The organism is Corallococcus exercitus, assembly GCF_042231735.1.
Lineage (GTDB): Bacteria > Myxococcota > Myxococcia > Myxococcales > Myxococcaceae > Corallococcus > Corallococcus exercitus_B.
In genome coordinates this window covers 1,648,622-1,667,837 of the sequence record NZ_CP102577.1, presented here as the reverse complement: position 1 = coordinate 1,667,837, position 19,216 = coordinate 1,648,622, and the positions used below count along the sequence as shown (strand labels likewise).

The following is a 19,216-nucleotide window of genomic DNA, read 5'->3' as shown; positions in this document are numbered from 1 at the left end:
GGCGTCACTCGCAGCCGATGCGCTCGGGCGCCACCACGAGGTCGTCGATCCACGTCTCCGACGCGGAGTCACCCTTCGGGTGCACGAAGCCGTAGCCCACCGCGAACTCGGTGAACGGCCGCATGCCCACGTTCGGGAAGTCGTACGCCAGCTGCCCATCCGCCCACGCCATCGCGTGGCCCGTGTCGGCCGTGGCGCTGGCGCGCTCCACGCCCCACTCGATGCAGGTCCACCGGTTGGGCAACACCTTGACGACCACGGGGTCCTGGTCCTGGTAGTTCCAGCCCGTCCCGATCCCCGTCCAGTTGTCCAACGCGAAGCCGCCGTTCGGCAGGGCCTGGAGCTCGATGCCGCCGAAGTCGCCTTCCTTCGGCGAGAAGAGGATGAAGTACGTCCCCATCACGCCCTCGGGCGAGGACCGGTTCAGGTACACGTACGCCCGCGTGTAGAGCTTCGTGCCGAACTGCGGGATGTTCTTGCGCAGGTGCGCGATGGCCTGCGGGTCCTCTTCCGCCCCGTAGGGCTCCTCGTTGTGGCCCGCTTCCGTCACCACGTGCACCGCCCCACTGCCAGAGCGGGTGCGCGAGCCGTCGATGGCGATGGTGGCGTTGTGTTCCTCGTCCGGCTGCCGCCAGCCGTTCTCCCCCTGGTCGAAGTTCTCGCAGATGTACGCGGAGGCCGGGCACTTGCCGTTGCCCGAGCTGGTGCCGCCGTCGGTGTTCGTGCCCGCGTCCGGGGTGTTGTCCGTCTTGTCGTCGCCGCAAGCGGACAGCGCGCCCACCGCGAGGGAAGCCATCATCAACGCCAGTGCCGAAGTCGAACGCATGAGTCCTTCCAGGAAGAGGCGTCGCGCCCTCGCGCTCCTGCCGCGGGGACGGGACGTGTCTCCGTCCTAACACGGCCCCCCGTCCTCCTTGGAATGGGGCCCGCCAGACCCCGGCGGACCCGGGCAGGCGGGCAGGCACGTGGCATGCCGTGGTGGCAGGCCCCGTGGGGTCATGCGCGTGTCGTCCAGTGATGGATGCGCGCGTGGCGCGATCACAAGTGCTCACTGGCAGCGCACGACCCTGCCCGGCAGGTGCGCGTTGCCGTTCCGGCCCGTACTGCTTTCCATGTGAAGCGCCAGCGGCACGGGCGTCACCCTCACGGGCAGCAGGAGGGGTGGGAGCGGGTGGGGGTTCCTGGCAGCGGGAGAGCGGGAGATGGGAGAGGCTTTCCGAAGACTCACGGTCGTCGAGCCCCCGGCCGACGATGCGCCCCCCGCTTGCGCAGCGCCGCCGCATGCCCTGCACCTGCCGCCCACCGGCTCGGTGGCGCTCGTCTTCACCGACATCCAGGGGTCCACGCGGCTGTGGGAGCGCTGTGGCCAGGCCATGCGCGACGCGCTGGAGCTGCATGACGGCGTGCTGCGCACGCTGCTGCTGGGCACCGGCGGCTACGAGGTGAAGTCGCAGGGGGATGCCTTCATGGTCGCGTTCGCGTCCCCGGTGGAGGCGGCGCACTGGTGCCTGCGCGCGCAGGAAGCGCTGCTGCACGCGAGCTGGCCGGAGACGCTCCTGGAGGAGCCGGACGCGGCGGAGGAGCACGCGCCGGAGGGGCTGTCGCACCGGGGGCTGCGCGTGCGCATGGGTGTGCACGTGGGCGAGCCCGACTGCCGCCTGGATCCCTCCACCCACCGGCTGGACTACCTGGGGCCTCCGGTGAACATCGCGGCGCGGGTCGCGGACGCGGGCCATGGCGGACAGGTGCTGCTGAGCGGCGCGGCCTGGGCGCGCATCCAGCCGGAGCTGGCCTCCCTGGGAATGCCCATCGCGCGAGCGCTGGGGTCCTTCCGCCTGCGCGGCGTGAGCGACAGCGTGACGCTGGTGGAGCTGTTGCCCGCGTCCCTCGCGCACCGCCGCTTCGGTCCCCTGCGCGCCCCGCGCGAGCGGCCCGGCAACGTGCCCACGCTGCGGCAGGACCTGGTGGGGCGCGCCGAGGAGCTGGACACCCTCCGGCAGTGGATGTCCGAGGGTGCGCGGCTGATCAGCATCCTGGGCCCGGGCGGCATGGGGAAGACGCGGCTGGCCACGCACTTCGGCGCGCTGGAGTCCGACGCGGGCACGTGGGAGGGCGGCGTCTGGCGGTGCGACCTGGAGGAGGCGCTGACGGAGGGCGACCTCTGCCATGCGGTGGGCCGGGCCCTGGGCGTGCCGCTGGCGGCGGACGGCGACGGCAGCACTCCGGCGGAGCGGCTGGGGCGCGCGCTCGCGGGGTGCGGCGACGTGCTGGTCATCCTGGACAACGTGGAGCAGGTGGTGCGGCACGTGCCCGCGACGCTGGGGCGCTGGCGGGTGCTGGCGCCGCGCGCGCGTTTCCTCGTCACCACGCGCGAGGCCCTGCGGCTGCCCGGAGAGCGCGTGCTGGACCTGGCCCCGCTGGGCCTGCCGGATCCCGACGAGACGCGCTGGGACGTCATCCTGCGCTCGGACGCGGTGCGCCTGTTCGTGCAGCGCGCGCGGGAGACGCGCGGCGACTTCATCCTGAGCGACGCGGAGGCGCCGCGCGTCGCGGACATCGTGCGGCAATTGGACGGCATCGCGCTGGCCATCGAGCTGGCCGCGGCGCGCGTGAGCGTGCTGGGCGTGGAGCAGCTGCGCGAGCGGCTATCGAAGCGCTTCGACCTGCTGCGCGTGGGACGGCGGGACGCGCCCGCGCGACAGGCGACGCTGCGCGGTGCCATCGACTGGTCCTGGAACCTGCTGGAGCCGGCCGAGCGCGCCGCGCTGGCGCAGTGCTCGGTGTTCCGGGGCGGCTTCACGCTGGAGGCCGCCGAGGCCGTGCTGGTGCTGCCGGAGGGTTCGCCCGACGTGCTGGAGGTGGTGCACTCGCTGCGCTCGCAGTCGCTGCTGTGCGCGCGCGAGGTGGGGGCTCCCGGCGGCTTCCTGCGCCTGGGGTTGTACGAGAGCATCCGCGAGTACGCGGCGCTGCGGCTGCGCGAAATGGGGGACGAGGCGGCGTGCGAGGCCCGGCACGCGGACACGTACCTCCAGGTCGCGGGCCGGCTGCGCGAGCGCGTGCAGAAGACGGGCGGCGCGACGGCGCTGCGGCGGCTGGCCCTGGAGCGCGAGAACCTGCTGGCCGCGTGCGACAACGCGATGGCGGTGCGCCCCGCGACCGCCGAGTCCCTGGGCCGCGCGCTGGAGACGCTGGTGGCGCTGGAGCCGGATGCACGCACGCGCGGGCCGGTGGGGCTGCTGGTGGAGCGGCTGGAGCGCGCGCTGGAGGCGTCGTCACACGTGCCGGTGGCGCCGCTGAAGCGCGCGGAGGCGCTGGCGGTGCTGGGCCGCGCTTACCTGGACGCGGGCCAGGCGGAGGCGGCGCGGCGGGCCCTGGAGGAGGTGCGCGGCGTCTTCCACACGCTGGGGGAGACCGCGTCGGAGAAGCGCGTGCTCGTGGACCTGTCCATCGTCGCCCGCCATGCCGGGGACGGCGCCGCCGCGTGGACGCTGATGCGCGACGCGCAGGCGCTGCCCTCCGGAAGCGACCGCTGGCTGGAGGCCTACGCCGTGGGCAACCTGGGCCTCGTCGAACAGGTGCGGCGAGGTCCGGAGGCCGCCATCCCGCACCTGCGCACGTCGCTGGCGCTGTTCCGCGAGGTGGGCGACGTGACGTTCGAGGTGGGCTTCCTCACCAACTGCGCGGTCGCCATCGGCGAGGCGGGCGACGGCGGCGAAGCGGTGATGCTCCTGGGCGAGGCGCTGGGCCGCGCCTTGAGCGTGGAGGACCGCGCGGGTCAGGCGCTCGCGCGGCTCAACCTGGGCTGCTACCTGATGGACGCAGGCGGCGTCGCGGAGGCGTGCGAGCACCTGGAGGCCGCGGTGCGCCTGTCGCGGCTCCTGGGCCAGCGGCTGCTGGAGGGCACCGCGCTGGGTGAGCTGGGACGCGCTTCGCTCGTGCGGGAAGACTGGGCGCAGGCCCGCGCGGCGCTGGCGGAGGCGGTCACCATCCTGGGCCGGGCGTCCCGCTGGCAGGCCCTGCGGTTCATCGCGCACCGGGCCGCGATGGACGCCGCGTGCGGAGAGCTGCGAGCCGCCCGCGACGGTTTCGCCGTGCTGGAAGGCGCCCCCGAGCTGCGCGAGGACCCTGCCCTCTTCCAGCTCGTGGACCTGCTCCGCGCGGCGCTCGACCTGGCCGAAGCCGACGCCGCGCCCGTGGGGAGCACGCGGGCCCATGAAGCCAGGGCCGCCGCCCGCCGCCGCATCGAAGCGGCCCGGAACGCCCCGCGCGAGACCGCGTCGTCCGACATCCGTGGCGCGCTCCGCTTCCTGGCGGCCCGCCCCGGCGTCAGCGATTCGCACCTGGACGCGTGACGCCGCCTCCGGTCACCTGCTCGTGGCCGGAGTCTCCACGGGCGCCGGCTTCGCGAAGCGGCGGAAGAAGCTGTCGTCGTTCCAGTACGGGCGCCTGGGGGCATCCGCCACCGCGTTCGTCAGGGCGGTCAGGAAGGTGATGAAGCGCGCGGCGCCCTCGTGGTCCACGGGCTGCTGCGCCAGGTCATCCGACGGTGCGTGGTAGCGCTCGGCCAGCCACTGCTTGAACACCTTCTGCTCCTCAGAGCCCGGCGTGTAGCCGAACTTGAAGAACAGCGCGGGCACGCCCTCGCGGATGAACGAGTACTGGTCGCTGCGCACGAACAGGTTGCGGTCCGGCTCCGGATCCGGAAGCACCTGCACGTCCAGCTTCGCCGCCACCTCCGCCAGCGGCACCGCGAGCGAGGACTCGTCCTTGCCGTGCGCCACCACGGAGGTGAACGGCCAGTGGGGCATGAACATGTCCAGGTTGAAGTCCGCCACGATGGAGGTGATGGGCACCGGCGGCCGCGACGCGAAGAACTTCGAACCGAGCAGCCCCTTCTCCTCCCCCGTCACCAGCGCGAACAGCACCGAGCGCTTCGGCTTGTCCTTCTGCTCATGCAAATGCCGCGCGACCTCCAGCAGCGCCGCCACGCCGGACGCGTTGTCCATGGCGCCGTTGTAGATGCGGTCCCCCTTCACCGGCTCGCCGATGCCCACGTGGTCCAGGTGCGCGCTGAGCACCACGTACTCCTTCGCGAGCACCGGATCCACGCCCGGCATGACGCCCACCACGTTCATGGACTTCAGCGGCTTCACGTCGAAGGCCAGCTTCGCCTTCAGGCGCAGCGGCAGGTCGAACTTCGGCAGCGGCTTGTCCGCGTCGGCCAGCGCCAGCAGCTCCTCGTACGTGTGCGGCGCGCCCTCCAGCCATTTCTGGGACCGGGCCGCGTTCACCACCACCGCGACCTTCAGTCCGCGCGAGTCGTTGAGCGACGGCTCCGCGAACACCACCGTGGGGTTCTTGCTGGAGCCCACGATGCGCTCCCACGGCAGCTCCAGCAGCTTCGGGTTCTGGAGGTACACGTACCCCACGGCCCCCGCGGCCTTGAGCACCTTCAGCCGCTCCGACCACGAGGAGAAGTGCGACTTCACCGGGCCCGGGATGTCCCCCGGCCCGCCCTGGAGCATCACCACCACCTTGCCCTTCAGGTCCAGGCCCGCGAAGTCGTCGTGGCCCTGCTCCGGGATGGACAGGCCGTAGCCCACGAACACCAGCGGCGCGTCCACGGTGCCGTTCTCTCCCTGCCGCGAGGACAGCACCACGTCCTCGCCCTGCACCAGCGGCTGCGTCTGGCCGTCCTTGACCAGCGCGACGCTGGACTTCGCCTCGATGAGGCGGCGCGACTGCAGCGACATGGGCTGGAGGAAGCCCGTCTTCAGCATCGGCTTCACGCCCAGCGCGGCCAGCTCCTTGGACACGTAGCCGGCCGCGGTCGCGTAGCCCTTGCTGCCCGTGTCGCGGCCCTCCATCGCGTCACTGGCCAGCACCTCCACGTGCTTCCACCAGCGGTCCTCCGCGGCGGCGCCAGGCTTGGGAGCAGGAGGCTCCGCGGCGAAAGCCCCGGAGGAGACGAACAGCGCGAGCGCGGCGACGGACGAGACCCGATTCATGCCCCGGAGCATCCAGGGCACGGCCAGGTCCTGCAACCGCGATCATGCCTGCGCGCCCAGCCGCCGGCCGCGCAGCTCCGACAGCGTGCGTGCGTCCAGCAGCACCGCGGACTTCTCCTGCGCGGACAGGGGCTCCACCCCGCCCGCCAGCAGCTTGCGCCGCGCGGAGGCCAGCGCCACGGGGACGCTCGCCGTCGGGTGGGACTCCAGCAGCGCCAGGTGCAGCGCGTGCGCGCGAGGGTCGGTCAGCACGTGGTCCAGCGCGTCGTCCACCGGCTCCATCCCCTCCTCGGCCAGCTCCTGCGCGCGCACCAGCACGGTGGGCGGCTGGACCTCCTCCGGGATGAGGAACAGGCCGCGCCGCTGCGCCCACAGGCCCAGCGACGCCCGGGCGGTGAAGACGGAGATGGCCGGGGCCAGCCACAGCCCCAGGATGACCGGCGACAGCCACGCCAGCATGCCCGGCGCCACCGCGACCGTCAGTGCCGCGAGCACCGCGCCAATGGCCATGTGCCCCTTGTGCCGGCGCAGCGCCTCCGACCACGGCAGGTCCGTGTCCTCGCGCTGCTGGCTGGACCAGTTCACCTTGTAGCCAAGCAGCGTCCCGAACACGAAGTGCGACTGGAAGAGCATCATCACCGGCGCCATCAGCGTGGACACCACGCCCTCCAGCAGGACGCTCAGCACCAGCTTGAACCGGCCGCCCATCCGCGCCGCCTCCTCGCGGTGGGCGAGGATGAGGCCCGTCCCCATCAGCCGGGGGATCCACAGGAGCGCCAGCGACAGCACCATCAGCCGCAGCGCGCCCACCGTGTCGAACGCGTCCCCGCCCGGCAGCGTGGACTGGAACTCCACCAGCGTCGCGGGCGCGAAGAACCACTCGTGCAGCGCGGCGAACAGGCCCGCCACCAGGAAGATGAGCCACAGGGGCGACGCCACGTAGGACATCACGCCCATGAGGAAGTGCAGCCGGCTCATCGGGTGCAGGCCGCCCGCCATCACCAGACCCAGGTGCTGGAGGTTGCCCTGGCACCAGCGGCGGTCGCGCTGCGCGTACGCCAGCAGGTCCGGCGGCGGCTGCTCGTAGCTGCCGCCCAGCTCCGGCACCAGCCACACCGTGTAGCCCGCGCGGCGCATCAGCGCGGCCTCCACGAAGTCGTGGCTGAGGATGTGGCCGCCGAAGGGCTGCTGTCCCGGCAGCACCGGCAGGCCGCAGTGCTCGATGAAGGGCGCCATGCGCAGGATGGCGTTGTGGCCCCAGTAGTTGGAGTCCCCCAGCTGCCACGCCGCCGCGCCCGCGGCCACGATGGGGCCATAGACGCGCCCGGCGAACTGCTGCAGCCGCGCGAACAGCGTGGAGCGCCCCACGTTCTGCGGCGGCACCTGGAGGATGCCCGCGCCCGGGTTGAGCTCCATCAGCCGGGCCATCTTCACCACGCTGTCGCCCGCCATCAGGCTGTCGGCGTCCAGCACCAGCAGGAAGTCGTAGCGGCGGCCCCAGCGCTCGCAGAACTCCGCGAGGTTGCCCGCCTTCTTGGCCGTGTTGTCGGAGCGGCGGCGGTAGAAGACGCGGCCCTGCCCGCCCACCCGGCGGACCAGCTCCGACCACGCCAGCTCCTCCGCCACCCACGACTCCGCCCGCGTGGAGTCGCTGAGCACGTAGAAGTCGAACGCGTCCAGCTGCCCCGTCGCGGCGATGGACTCGTACGTGGCCTGCACGTGCGCGAACACCGCGGCCGGGTCCTCGTTGTAGACGGGCATCACCACCGCGGTGCGGCGCGTGAGCGGCTTTTCGGCTTCCTCTTCCGTGGGCCAGCGCAGGCCCGGCACGCGCTGGTTCGACACAAGCTGGATGAAGCCCGCGACGCCGCTCCAGAACGACAGGGCGATCCACGCGAAGCACACCGCGAACAATCCCAGCACGAACAGCTCCGGCACCGTGGTGCCGTGGGCCGCGAGCAGCCGGTGCATCTCCACCGAGGCGAACCCGGTGGACAGGGCCGCCAGGCCCAGCACCATCACGCGGCGGGGCCGCGCCAGGGCCGGAGTGTAGGGTTGGGCGTTCATGCGGACTCCGGGCTCCCGTGCGGCTTCATGTGTGAGGTGCCGCGCCTAGCGCGACGGCGACACGCCGGCCTGGCTGGCGGCGGGACGCAGCCAGCGGCGCAGCATGTCCATGAAGGGATTGAGCACGAGCACCTGCTCGCGCATCTGGCAGGGCACCTCCGCCGGGGCGGACATGGGCACTGCTTCACACACCGCGCGGCGCCAGGCCTCCGGCAGCGAGGACGGGGCGCGCATCAGCACGTCCGCGCCCCAGCGCGCGCCGCCCACCAGCACGAACGCGGCCCGGCCGCGCACCAGCAGCGCCGGCCCCACGTGCGCGGGCCCCAGCACCTCCGCCAGCCAGCCCTCCACCCGCCAGCGCGCGAGCGCCAGCGCGGCCTCCGGCGACAGGGACAGCTCGCGCGTGCCCAGGATCCAGCCCGCGAGCCGCTCCAGGTCGTTGCGCGCGGTGAAGCCGAAGTCCTGGAAGAAGCTCACCAGCGCGGCCTGGGTGTCCGCTCGGGCCTCCTGCGGCATCGCCGGGGCGAAGGAGATGAACGGGTGCGTGGTCACGGAATCCACAGGTAGCTCCAGGTCTCGGTGAGGGTCTCGGAACCGCGTTTCAGGAAGCAGCGCAGCTCGACGGGGCCATCTCCGTCGGGCATGAGCTCGAAGGCCGCGCGGAAGCCACCCGTGACGGCGTGGACCTCCGCGCGCGGGTGCAGCACCTGGCCGCGTGAAGCGGTGACGACCGCCTCCACCGGGCCCGTGCCCTCCACGCTGGCCTGGGTGAAATCGAGGACGAAGCGGCGCGCCCCCGGCTTGCTGCCCGCCGCGACACGCGTCGCCGCGACGGTGGAACCTCCGGCCTTCACGCCCTCGGGGGAAAAGCCCCAGGACAGCCGGTAGGCGAAGTGAAGCTGTGCACCCGCGGGCACCGGTGCATCCGGCACCCAGAAGGCCACGATGTTGTCGTGGATCTCCTCGCGGGTCGGCAGCTCCACGAGCCGCACGGAGCCCGCGCCCCAGTTGCCCACCGGCTCCACCCAGGCCCCCGGGCGGCGCTCGGAGCGCGCCTCCAGGTCCTCGTAGCTGCTGAAGGCCTGGTCGCGCTGCAGCAGGCCGAAGCCCGCGAGCCCGTCCGTGTGGAAGCTGCTCACCTGGATCTGCTTGGGGTTCTTCAGGGGGCGCCAGAGCTTCTCGCCGTTCTTCATCCACACGGAGATGCCGTCGGAGTCGTGCACCTCCGGGCGGAAGTCGTCGAAGTCGCCCCGGTCGTTCTCCCCGAAGAGGAACATGCTGGTGAGCGGCGCCACGCCCAGCTGGCGCACCGCCTTGCGCACGAACACCGTGGAGTCCACGTCCATCACCGTGCGCTCACCCGGGTGGATGGCGAAGCGGTACGCGCCCGTGACGCTGGGGCTGTCCATCAGCGCGTGCACCACCACCGTGTCCGAGCCCTTCGCCGGCGTCTCCAGCCAGAACTCGCGGAACGTGGGGAACTCCTCGCCCCCCGGCTGCGCCGTGTCGATGGCGAGCCCGCGCGCGGACAGCCCGTACAGGTTGCCCTTGCCCAGCGCGCGGAAGTAGCTGGCGCCCAGGAAGGCCACCAGCTCGTCGTAGTAGTCCTTCGTGTTGAGCGGCGCGTTGAGGCGGAAGCCCGCGAAGCCGTTCACCTGGCCCTTGGGCGGACTGCCCACCAGCGGGCCGTAGGTGAACTGGTCCGTGGAGAACGGGACCGGGCGCGCCTTGCCGCCCTCCACCACGTTCACGCCCACCAGACGCGTGTAATAGAAACCGGGGTGGAAGAACTGCGCCCGGAAGGGCAGCCCCTCCTCACGCCACAGCGACGCGGCGTCGCGGAAGCGGATGTCCCGGTACTGATCGTAGGAGAGCGTCTGGAAGGACGGAGGCACGCCGACGGGCGGCTCCTGGTACGGCTTCGCGGCCAGCGCGCGGGCCTTCTCCACCACCGTCGCCGCCGAGAAACCGGACACCTTCGCGGCCCCCGCCTTCGGCTGCTGGGCACACGCCATGGCCGCCACACACAGCCCCAACCCCCAAGCCATCCCCACCGTCTGTCGCTGCCACCGCTTCAAGTCCCGCTCCTCACCAGGGGCCTACCGCCCGCGCCAGTACGGCGCGACGCGGCATAGGCTAGCAACGGTCATGCCAAGCGGCAGGGGGCGGGGAATTTCCCAATCAATCCAAGGGTCTGCCCTTCCGCATTTGATTTGAGCGCAAATGATTCCGGTGGGTTGAGAGGGGGCCGGGAGAGGGAGCCACCGGCGCCTGGATTGGGGGGTTGTGGACGTTGGGGACAGGCGGCCAACAGCCCTGTCCGAAATCTCCACAGCGGCGGGGGGCAGCCGGGCGGGAAGGATTTCCCGGGACATTGCCCCCCATTGCAGGCAGTGTGGCCGGGCCCTGGGCGGCGCCGGGAATCCATCCGGAGGCCCAGGGGTTCCAAGACGTTTCCAGGTGCCTCGGGCCGTAGGTTGGCCTGACCGCGTACCGCCAGGCGCCCCCGCAATACCGCGGGAGGGCGCGCTGCGCGGTCGGTCCCCCGCCAGAAGGGGGAGTGGTCCCCCGCCAGAACGGGGAGTGCGCCCACCCATCTCATTGCGGGATTTCATGACTTTCGACGAACTGCAGTTGACCGATTCGCTTCTCAAGGCCGTCAAGGCGGAGGGCTACACCACGCCGACGCCCATCCAGGCGAAGGCGATTCCCCACGCGCTGGCGGGCAAGGACGTGCTGGGCGTGGCCCAGACGGGCACGGGCAAGACGGCGGCGTTCGCGCTGCCCATCCTCCAGCGCCTGTCGGCGAAGGCGCCCGCGGGCGGCGCCCGTCCGGTGCGCTGCCTGGTGCTGACGCCCACGCGTGAGCTGGCCAGCCAGGTGAGCGACAGCTTCGTGACCTACGGCAAGCACCTGCCCCTGCGCCACGCGGTGGTGTTCGGCGGCGTGGGCCAGAACCCGCAGGTCCAGGCGCTGCGCCAGGGCGTGGACATCCTGGTGGCGACACCGGGGCGCCTGCTGGATCTCATCGACCAGGGCTTCGTGACGCTGCGCGCGCTGGAAGTGTTCGTGCTCGACGAGGCGGACCGCATGCTGGACATGGGGTTCATCCACGACGTGCGGCGGGTCATCAAGGTGCTGCCGCAGGTGCGCCAGACGCTGTTCTTCAGCGCGACGCTGCCGCCGGACATCATGGACCTGGCGCGCAACATCCTGAAGGACCCCGTGCGCGTGGAGGTGTCCCCCGCCTCCAGCACGGCGGAGACGGTGAGCCAGCAGGTGTACTTCGTGGAGCGCGAGGAGAAGCGCGCGCTGCTCACGCACCTGCTCCAGGACGCGAAGGCGATTCCGCGCGCGCTCGTCTTCACGCGCACGAAGCACGGCGCCAACCGCGTGGCCAAGCAGCTCACGGCGGCGGGCGTGCGCGCGGACGCCATCCACGGCAACAAGAGCCAGAACGCCCGCGAGCGCGCGCTGGACGAGTTCCGCGCGGGCACCCTGCGCGTGCTGGTGGCCACGGACATCGCGGCGCGCGGCATCGACATCGACGGGCTGTCGCACGTGTTCAACTACGACCTGCCCAACGTGCCGGAGCAGTACGTGCACCGCATCGGCCGCACGGGCCGCGCGGGCGCCAGCGGCCAGGCCGTGTCCTTCTGCGACTCCGAGGAGCGCGCGTACCTGCGCGACATCGAGCGCACCATCCGCCGCAGCGTGCCGGTGGTGGCGGACTCCGCCTTCCGCTCGCAGCTGCCCCCTCCCCTGCCCGGTGACGTGGAGGAAAGCCGTCCCCCGATGAACCGGGGCGGCCGGGGTCCGTCGCGCGGCAATGGCGGCGGCGGTGGCGGTCAGCGCCGTGGCGGCGGTCAGCGCCGCGGCGGTGGCGGCGGTGGCCAGGGCCGTCCGAACGGTGGCCAGTCGCGTCAGGCGAGCGGCGGCAACGCCCAGGCGCCGCGCGGTGGTGGCCAGGGCCGTCCGCAGCAGGCCCGGCCCGCCGTGGCTTCGCCTGCCGCGGGTCCGAGCTCGCCTCCGCCCCGGCGCACGATGTCCAAGTGGGGCTGATGCCCCTTCCCGGGTAGGGCGTGGCCGTGAAGGTCGCGCCCCTTCCGGGTGAGCAGGGATGGCTGGAGTCCATGACGCCCGGGTCCTCTTTCGAGGGTCCGGGCGTTCGACGTTCCGGGGTGGGATGGAAGGGGCCGGGCTCGCGCCCTGGCGGATGGGGCGTGGTAGCGTGGCGGCCTGATTCACGGTGGTGCCTCGCACCCCTTTTCGTCATCAGGACACGCCCTCTTCCATGACGCGCTCGGCTGACGGTGAGCTGCACATCGATTCGGTCCTCCGGAACACCTACAAAGTCGTCTCCGTGTTGGGTCGGGGCGGCATGGGGTCGGTGTTCCTGGCCCAGCACCTGCGGCTTCCGGGCAAGCAGGTCGCGGTGAAGGTGTTGCGGGTGGGTGATCACGTGGGGCCGGACCTCCACGTGAGATTCCGGCGCGAGGCGGAGATCGCCTCCCGGCTGGGGCACCCGAACATCGTGGAGGTGCTGGACTTCGACACGCTGGAGGACGGCAGTCCGTTCCTGGTGCTGGAGTACCTGCGTGGAGAGAGCCTCGCGGACCGGCTGCGGCGCGGGCGGCTGTCGCTGGAGGAGGTCTTCTCCTTCACGCGGCAGATGGGCTCCGCGCTGCAGACGGCGCACCGCGCGGGCATCGTCCACCGCGACCTGAAGCCCGCGAACATCTTCCTGGTGCCCACGGACTCCGGCGGCGTGGTGGGCGAGCGCGTGAAGCTGCTCGACTTCGGCATCTCCAAGGTCATGTCGTCGGAGACGCTCCAGACGCAGGAGGCGGTGCTCATCGGCACGCCGCAGTACATGTCGCCGGAGCAGGCGCAGGGGCAGAACAGCCGCATCGACGCGCGGACGGACCTGTTCGCGCTGGGCGGCATCGTGTTCGAGATGATCTCCGGGATGACGCCCTTTGGTGGCGGGTCGCTCGCGCAGATCATCTACCGCGTGGTGCATGAGCCGCCGGTGTCGCTCGCCACGCTGATGCCGGAGCTGCCGGAGAACGTCGCCCGGGCGGTGGCGCGGGCGCTGGAGAAGAAGCCGGAGAATCGCCATCCGGACGTCGCGTCGTTCATCGCGGAGCTCACGGGGACGACGCTCCAGTCGCTGCCGGAGACCGAGGAGCAGATCGCGGCCCGGACCTTCTCGCGCACGAAGCGTCCCTCGGGCGTGGCGCTGCCCTCCGTGGCGCCGAGCGACGAGGAAGCGCTGGGCGCCACGATGGCGCCGTCGAACAAGGGGCCGGGGACGGGCCGCTTTGGAGCGGACGCGCTCGTGGCGTCGGATGACATCGGCTTCGACGCGACGATGGCGCCGCGAGCCAGCGGCACGGTCCCGTTCGGACAGCAGGCGCAGGTGGCGGGCGGCACGATGGGCTTCGGCGCCACGCAGATGCCTGGGAGCGGCGTGGGGGGCTCGGGCGTGGCCCTGCCGGCGCCGGGTGCCCCCGCGCAGCAGCCGGGAAGCTACAGCGGCCAGCAGGCAGCCCAAGGCCATGGCACGGGCCAGCAGGTCGTGCCGGGCAGCATGGGTGGGCAGCAGGCCGTGCCGGGCAGCTACGGTGGCCAGCAGGCGGTGCCAGGCAGTTTCGCGGGGGGCGTTGGTCCCCAGGGTCAGCCATTCGCTCCGGTGAGTGTATCGGGTCAACCGGGGATGCCCGGTCCGATGACGATGCAGGCAAGCCCCGTGGCGCCGCCGAAGTCACGCGTGCTTCCCATCGCGGGCACCGCCGCGCTGATCCTCGGTGCCGTGGGACTTGGGTGGTGGCTGCGGCCTTCCCCGCCGGTCGCGACTCCGCCCGGTGTCGTGAACGCGGCCCCGCCTCTCACTCCCCCGCCCCCAGTGGCCCCGCCGCCGCCCACCGTCGCGGGCCCCCCCCCTCCTCCGCCCATCACGGCGACGACCGTCAATGATGCGCCTGCGAAGATCGAGACTCCGCCAACGACGGTCGACTCCCAGGTGCAGCCCACGGTCGCAAGCAAGACGACCCCCAAACCGGGCGGCAAGGCGAAGTCTCCGCGCATCCCCCTGGAGCCAACCAACGCCGTCGCGCTCAGCGATCTGGCTGAGGCCCGCGCCGCGGAAAAACGGGGCGACGTGGACACCGCGGTCCGAATGGCCCAGCGCAGCTACGCGACCCAGGACAACCTGGCCGCCCACTACCTGGCCATCAAGCTCCGGTGCCAGACTGGTGACCTCGCCAACGCCCAGCCGGAAGCGAGCAGGATCCGCCCGTCGGAGCTGACACCGCAGATCATCGCTGCATGTCAGAGGCGTGATATCGAATTGAAGAAGTAGGCGGACACCGCCCGTCCGGAGGATCCGGCCGGGTGAGGGGGAAACACCCAACATGAAATGCATCGTCGCCGTGGCCGTGCTGGCCACCTTTCTAGGCACCCTGCCCGCCCACGCCGCACCGCCCGCTCCCGTTGAAGCCGGCAAGGTGTTCGTGGGTCCGCAGGGCGAACAGGTCGCGGTCGTGCCGCTCACGCCCCGCGAACAGAAGAAGTTCCTCCTGCGCATCCAGGGCACGGGCTCCGTGCTGGACAACCTGGTGCTCCCCTACACGGTGAAGGACTGGAGCAGCCAGAGCACGCTGCGCCAGAACTACACCACGCAGTGGCACGGCAAGGACTACTCGCCGCTCATCGTCGTGGGCAAGAACACGGAGCTGCACTTCCCCGGCGGCCCCGGCAACGGCATCGCGGTCCAGTACGACGAGGCGCGCTCCCAGAAGCTAAAGCCGGAGGAGGTCTACGCGCAGCACCTGCAGCAGACCCAGAGCGGCCAGCTCGCGAAGCTGATGGCCTTCGACCGCAAGGCGGAGGAAACCATCCACGACACCGCCTACGCCGAAGCGCTCCAGGCGCTGAACACCTCCTGCGGCACCTCCGTGGCGGGCGCCATCGACTGGACCACCGTCACCGAGCCCGCCCTCAAGGTCCAGAAGATCGCCCGCTACTGCGTCCATCCCCTCACCGCCCTGAAGGCGATGTGCGACGTCTCCGAGGAGGCCCGCCGCACCGTGAAGGCCCGCATCCAGCACTTCGACTGCCGCATCGGCGCCGCGCTGGAGCCCTCCCTGCAAGGCGACCGCTTCGTGTGGACCACGACCCCGGAGGCGTCCAATCAGGAGAAGGCCGCCACCCGTTACTTCAAGAAGCACCTCTAGGCCCGCGCCCATGCTCTTCCAACGCATCCTTCCCGTGGCCGTGCTCCTCGCCGCCAGTCCCGCCGCCGCCGTCGACCCGCCGTGGGGCAAGGCGGAGAACCTGGGCCAACGCATGCACCTGGAGGCCACCTCCGTCTGCACCGACGGCAAGGGCCACTACGTCGTCTCCGTGCCCCGCGAGGACACGGACGAGCTGGACGACCAGCTCTACTACGGCGACGGCAAGACCCTGGTGGAGGTGCCTCGCCCCCGCTCCCGCAACCTGTCCGCCAACACCTTCCTGGATCCGCGCTTCTTCAACCCGGCCGGCACCGCCGACTACGACGGCGTGGACCTGCGCGTGCACTCGCAGCTGTCCGTGGACGCCAAGGAGCGCACCTGCTCCCTGCGCTGCGGCGAGCGCAAGGTGGCGCTGGAGATGCTCCCCGGCGCGCAGGCGCGGGAGCTGCTGCGCAAGGCCACCTACGTCCCCAACCCGCAGAAGTTCGCCCCCCACGCGCTGCTGCGCGACTCGGCGGGCACGTACTACTACGTGGACAAGGGCTTCACGCCCGCGGAGTCACGCAACTTCCGCGTGTTCATCGGGCCGAGGGGGGACTTGAAGCCGCAGAAGATGACCAACGTGGTGGCGGACTCCGAGGGGGAGATCTTCACCACCAAGAAGGGCCAGCTGCGGCTCGTCATCGACCGCGCGCAGAAGCCCATGTGGATCGAGAAGGCGAACAAGGAAGTGGAGCTGCGCAACGTCCCCGTGGAGCAGAACCTGCCCCTCATCTACAACGAGCTGGGCGTCTACACGGGCATCCGGCTGGGCACGCCCTGCGACGACCAGTAGCCCGTACGCCGCGCTAGACGCGCACCAGCACTGCCAGCTGGTGCGCGCCAATGCCCAGGCCGACCATCACCAGGTACTTCGTGCGCAGCTCGCGGTGGAACCGGGCCAGCGTCACCGGCATGGACGCGTGCACCATGTTCCCGTAGTCCTCGAAGGTGTCCAGGTACTCGCGCGGGCGGATCTCCTTCGCCCAGTGGTCCATCAGCTTGCGCGTGGCCTGGTGGGAGATGAGCGTCACGTCCTCGCGCGCCACGCCGTGCTTCGCGAGCAGCCGCTCCACCAGCCGGGGCGGCCCGTTCATGCCTGAGTTCAGGAACGCCTTCACGCCTTCCGCCGGCGCGATGCCGTACGTCGGGTGCGCGATGCCGGACTCCGGCCGCACGCCCATCATCATCGCGCCGTACTCGTCGCTGAAGGTGTCCGCGCCCCAGTCCACCAGCGTGAGCCGGTCACCCGCGCCCACCACCACCGCGCCCGCCCCGTCGCCAATGCCAATGGCGTGGCCCTGCGTGTAGTCCACGTTGCGGGTCCACGCGGCGCCCACCGCCACCAGCGCGTGCTGGATGCTGCCCGCGCGCAGGGCCTCCCAGGCCAGCACGATGCCCATGAGGAAGTTGACGAAGTCCGCCTGCACCGGCACCACCAGCGTGCCCTGCGAGAGGCCCAGGTCCCGGTGCACCGCGTAGAGCGCGTTCGGCGTGACGAACTCCGACACCGACACGTAGCCGTACAGCCGGTCCACGTCCGCGGTCGTCAGCCCCGCGTCCCGCAGCGCGGCGGCGCCCGCCTTCGCGGTGAGCGCGGCCAGGGACTCGCCGGGCGCCAGCACCCGGCGCTCGCGGTTGCCGTAGAAGAGCGCGTGCTCGCCGCCACTTCCGGCGGCGCGGCGCAGGGGCTCGAACAGCGGGTCGTCGTTGCCGCGCACCTGGTCGGGGACGGCGGCACCGACTCCCAGGAGCGCGAAGGTCGTGGCCGTCATGGGTGCTACTTCGCGTCCGACGCCACCGCGGCGAAGCGGTCGCCGTACGGCGGAACCTCGCGGTAGTCGATGTGCGCGACGATGACCTGCGGCTGGCCGGTCTCGTTCGCGCGGCGCAGCACCTCCGGCAGCAGCGCGTCCAGCTGGCCGGGGCCGTTCACCGTGTAGGCGCGCGCGCCCAGGGACTCGGAGAACGCCTTCAGGTCCGGGTTGCCCAGGCTGTAGAAGTCGTCCTCCAGCGGCTGCGAGCGGTTCTGCGCGTGCTCGCCGTGGTTCACCATGCCCAGGAAGTTGTCGTTGAGGACGATGGTCACCGTGCCCACGCGGTAGCGCGAGGCGGTGAGCATCTCCGTGCCGTTCATCAGGAACGCGCCATCTCCGACGACGGCCACCGCGGTGCGCTCAGGACGGCCAATCTTGCCGCCGATGACGGCGCCGCAGGACCAGCCCATGGACGACAGGCCGCACGGGTAGAAGATTCGCGCGGGCGGCGTGATGTGCAGGATGTGCGCCGTCCAGCCCGAGCAGTTGCCCATGTCGATGTACAGGTCCATGTCCGGGCTCAGGTGCTTGTCGAGCTCCAGCATCAGGTCCTGCGGCTTCACCGAGTCCCGGTCCTGCGGGGTGCGCACGACGGGCGCGGGCTCCGTCAGCGCCATCACCTGCGCCCAGCGCTCCTGCACGCGCGAGCCGCTGGACGGGCCAATCATCTGCCCCAGCTCCGCCAGGCCCGTCACCACCGAGCCCGCGTCCGCCACGATGGGCAGCCGCACCGGCAGGAACTGGCCGATGTTGGAGGCGTTCACGTCCACCTGGATGACGTGGTGGACGGACTGGAAGTAGCGGTGGAAGCTCTTGGAGGCCCACTCCCCCAGGCGGCTGCCCAGGACGAGCATCACGTCCACGCCCTCGCGGAGGTACGCCTCCGAGCGCTTGCTGCCGCCCAGGCCCAGCACTCCCAGGGACAGCGCCTCGCGCTCGGAGAACAGCCCCTTGCCGCGCATGCTGGTGGCCACCGGGATGCCGTGCTGGGTGACGAACGCGGTGAACGCCTCGCTGTGCTCCGCCATCGCCTCGCGCGCGCCCGAGCCCAGGAAGATGAGCGGACGGCGCGCGGTGCGCAGCAGCGTGAAGGCGGCGCGCAGGTCCTCGAAGGGGGCCATCGCCGGACGCGCGCGGAAGGCGCCGCGCGTGGTGGGCACCGAAGCGCGGTGGATGGGCTGGCGCGCGATGTTGGACGGCACGCTCAGGTGCGCGGCGCCGCCGGGCTGCCCCTGCGCGGTGCGCATGGCGCGCGCCAGCAGCCGCTGGAAGCTCTGCGCGTCGTTGACCCCCGTCGAGCTGGCGCACGCCTGGCGGAACATCTCCACCGTGTTCACGCCGTGGACGCTGCTGCTCTCCTGCATCGCCATCAGGCCCACGCGGTCCGTGGCGACGTTGCCGCTGATGGCCAGCATGGGCACGCCGTCCAGGTGCGCGGAGGCCACGCCCGTCAGCGCGTTGGTGGCGCCCGGGCCCGCCGTCACCATGCACACGCCCAGCTTGCCGGTGGCGCGCGCGTAGCCGTCCGCCATGAACGCCGCGCCCGCCTCGTGCGACGAGATGATGAAGCGCATGGAGGCGTGCTTGCGCAGCGCCTGCTGGAACGGGGCGAGGTTGCCGCCCGGGATGCCGAACACCGCATCCACCTGCTCCGCCTCCAGGTGCGCGATCACGCAGTCGGCGACCGTGATGTCCTCCACCGTCTTGAAGCCCCGCGCGTTCGTGTCCCCGTACATCGGGATCGCATCGCCGTGACGAGCCTCCATCGCGTTCGTCATCCCGGTGGACGGCGCCTCGTGGCGCAGCGCCTCGACGGGCACCTCGTTCCGCAGGGAGGTCGACGTAACGGACTGGAGCTCAACGAGCGAGGAGCTGGACATTGAAGGGCGGTCTCCAAGGCCCCGGAACCCGTGTGCTCGGCGTTCAGTCGCCGAGTCGCTGCCACCGAGTCCGGGGGGACCTCGATGCGAGTGACAGTTTTGCGGGGGTGCTGAAAAAGTGCATCCCTTTAATAGCGGAGAACCGAGCGACTGTGAAGTAGAATTTG

Annotated in this window: 12 protein-coding genes; 5 read left to right on the top strand and 7 right to left on the bottom strand. The window is 71.5% G+C overall.

Annotation, left to right across the window (positions count from 1 at the left end):
* Nucleotides 1–4: 4 nt before the first annotated feature.
* Complete coding sequence (locus NR792_RS06210; protein WP_375759142.1) at nucleotides 5–826, bottom strand: hypothetical protein; 822 nt, start codon at nucleotides 824–826, stop codon at nucleotides 5–7.
* A gap of 376 nt (nucleotides 827–1,202) precedes the next feature.
* Here NR792_RS06210 and NR792_RS06205 point away from each other — a divergent pair, with 376 nt between their 5' ends.
* Nucleotides 1,203–4,352, top strand: a complete 3,150-nt coding sequence (locus NR792_RS06205) for an adenylate/guanylate cyclase domain-containing protein (RefSeq protein ID WP_375759141.1) — start codon at nucleotides 1,203–1,205, stop codon at nucleotides 4,350–4,352.
* A gap of 12 nt (nucleotides 4,353–4,364) precedes the next feature.
* Here the strand turns inward: NR792_RS06205 and NR792_RS06200 are convergent, their stop codons facing one another.
* From NR792_RS06200 to NR792_RS06185, 4 genes are read right to left on the bottom strand one after another with little or no spacing between them, the layout of a single operon-like run.
* Nucleotides 4,365–6,008 (bottom strand): M28 family metallopeptidase, encoded by a 1,644-nt coding sequence (locus NR792_RS06200; RefSeq protein WP_375759140.1) that lies wholly within the window; start codon nucleotides 6,006–6,008, stop codon nucleotides 4,365–4,367.
* 42 nt (nucleotides 6,009–6,050) lie between these two features.
* Nucleotides 6,051–8,075 carry a glucans biosynthesis glucosyltransferase MdoH gene (gene mdoH, locus NR792_RS06195; protein WP_375759139.1) on the bottom strand — a complete coding sequence of 675 codons (2,025 nt, stop codon included), beginning with the start codon at nucleotides 8,073–8,075 and terminating at the stop codon, nucleotides 6,051–6,053.
* A gap of 45 nt (nucleotides 8,076–8,120) precedes the next feature.
* The gene (locus NR792_RS06190) at nucleotides 8,121–8,636 is read right to left on the bottom strand and encodes a hypothetical protein (RefSeq protein ID WP_375759138.1); all 516 of its coding nucleotides are present in this window, start codon (nucleotides 8,634–8,636) and stop codon (nucleotides 8,121–8,123) included.
* Complete coding sequence (locus tag NR792_RS06185; RefSeq protein WP_375759137.1) at nucleotides 8,624–10,090, bottom strand: glucan biosynthesis protein; 1,467 nt, start codon at nucleotides 10,088–10,090, stop codon at nucleotides 8,624–8,626. The genes NR792_RS06190 and NR792_RS06185 overlap by 13 nt, the downstream gene beginning before the upstream one ends.
* Before the next feature lie 598 nt (nucleotides 10,091–10,688).
* Between NR792_RS06185 and NR792_RS06180 the strand changes: the two genes are divergently transcribed.
* The 4 genes from NR792_RS06180 (at nucleotide 10,689) to NR792_RS06165 (ending at nucleotide 16,148) form a co-directional block, all read left to right on the top strand.
* Entirely contained in the window at nucleotides 10,689–12,137 is a 1,449-nt protein-coding gene (locus NR792_RS06180) for a DEAD/DEAH box helicase (protein WP_375759136.1), read from the top strand.
* 232 nt (nucleotides 12,138–12,369) lie between these two features.
* Nucleotides 12,370–14,439 carry a serine/threonine-protein kinase gene (locus tag NR792_RS06175; RefSeq protein ID WP_375759135.1) on the top strand — a complete coding sequence of 690 codons (2,070 nt, stop codon included), beginning with the start codon at nucleotides 12,370–12,372 and terminating at the stop codon, nucleotides 14,437–14,439.
* A 52-nt stretch (nucleotides 14,440–14,491) separates the two neighbouring features.
* Nucleotides 14,492–15,313, top strand: coding sequence for a hypothetical protein (locus NR792_RS06170; RefSeq protein ID WP_375759134.1), 822 nt, complete (start codon nucleotides 14,492–14,494; stop codon nucleotides 15,311–15,313).
* 10 nt (nucleotides 15,314–15,323) lie between these two features.
* A complete protein-coding gene (locus NR792_RS06165; RefSeq protein ID WP_375759133.1) occupies nucleotides 15,324–16,148 on the top strand; it encodes a hypothetical protein in 825 nt (274 codons plus the stop codon).
* 13 nt (nucleotides 16,149–16,161) lie between these two features.
* Here the strand turns inward: NR792_RS06165 and NR792_RS06160 are convergent, their stop codons facing one another.
* On the bottom strand, nucleotides 16,162–17,127 hold the full coding sequence (locus tag NR792_RS06160) for a 3-oxoacyl-[acyl-carrier-protein] synthase III C-terminal domain-containing protein (protein WP_375759132.1): 966 nt from the start codon (nucleotides 17,125–17,127) through the stop codon (nucleotides 16,162–16,164).
* 5 nt (nucleotides 17,128–17,132) lie between these two features.
* A complete protein-coding gene (locus NR792_RS06155) occupies nucleotides 17,133–19,049 on the bottom strand; it encodes a thiamine pyrophosphate-binding protein (RefSeq protein WP_375759131.1) in 1,917 nt (638 codons plus the stop codon).
* Between the last annotated feature and the right edge of the window lie 167 nt (nucleotides 19,050–19,216).

What these genes read in the sequence shown, in the direction of transcription:
- NR792_RS06210 (WP_375759142.1), bottom strand. Translation starts at nt 826, where the DNA reads ATGCGTTCGACTTCGGCACTGGCGTTGATGATGGCTTCCCTCGCGGTG.
- NR792_RS06205 (WP_375759141.1), top strand. Translation starts at nt 1,203, where the DNA reads ATGGGAGAGGCTTTCCGAAGACTCACGGTCGTCGAGCCCCCGGCCGAC.
- NR792_RS06200 (WP_375759140.1), bottom strand. Translation starts at nt 6,008, where the DNA reads ATGAATCGGGTCTCGTCCGTCGCCGCGCTCGCGCTGTTCGTCTCCTCC.
- mdoH (WP_375759139.1), bottom strand. Translation starts at nt 8,075, where the DNA reads ATGAACGCCCAACCCTACACTCCGGCCCTGGCGCGGCCCCGCCGCGTG.
- NR792_RS06185 (WP_375759137.1), bottom strand. Translation starts at nt 10,090, where the DNA reads ATGGCGTGTGCCCAGCAGCCGAAGGCGGGGGCCGCGAAGGTGTCCGGT.
- NR792_RS06180 (WP_375759136.1), top strand. Translation starts at nt 10,689, where the DNA reads ATGACTTTCGACGAACTGCAGTTGACCGATTCGCTTCTCAAGGCCGTC.
- NR792_RS06175 (WP_375759135.1), top strand. Translation starts at nt 12,370, where the DNA reads ATGACGCGCTCGGCTGACGGTGAGCTGCACATCGATTCGGTCCTCCGG.
- NR792_RS06170 (WP_375759134.1), top strand. Translation starts at nt 14,492, where the DNA reads ATGAAATGCATCGTCGCCGTGGCCGTGCTGGCCACCTTTCTAGGCACC.
- NR792_RS06165 (WP_375759133.1), top strand. Translation starts at nt 15,324, where the DNA reads ATGCTCTTCCAACGCATCCTTCCCGTGGCCGTGCTCCTCGCCGCCAGT.
- NR792_RS06160 (WP_375759132.1), bottom strand. Translation starts at nt 17,127, where the DNA reads ATGACGGCCACGACCTTCGCGCTCCTGGGAGTCGGTGCCGCCGTCCCC.
- NR792_RS06155 (WP_375759131.1), bottom strand. Translation starts at nt 19,049, where the DNA reads ATGTCCAGCTCCTCGCTCGTTGAGCTCCAGTCCGTTACGTCGACCTCC.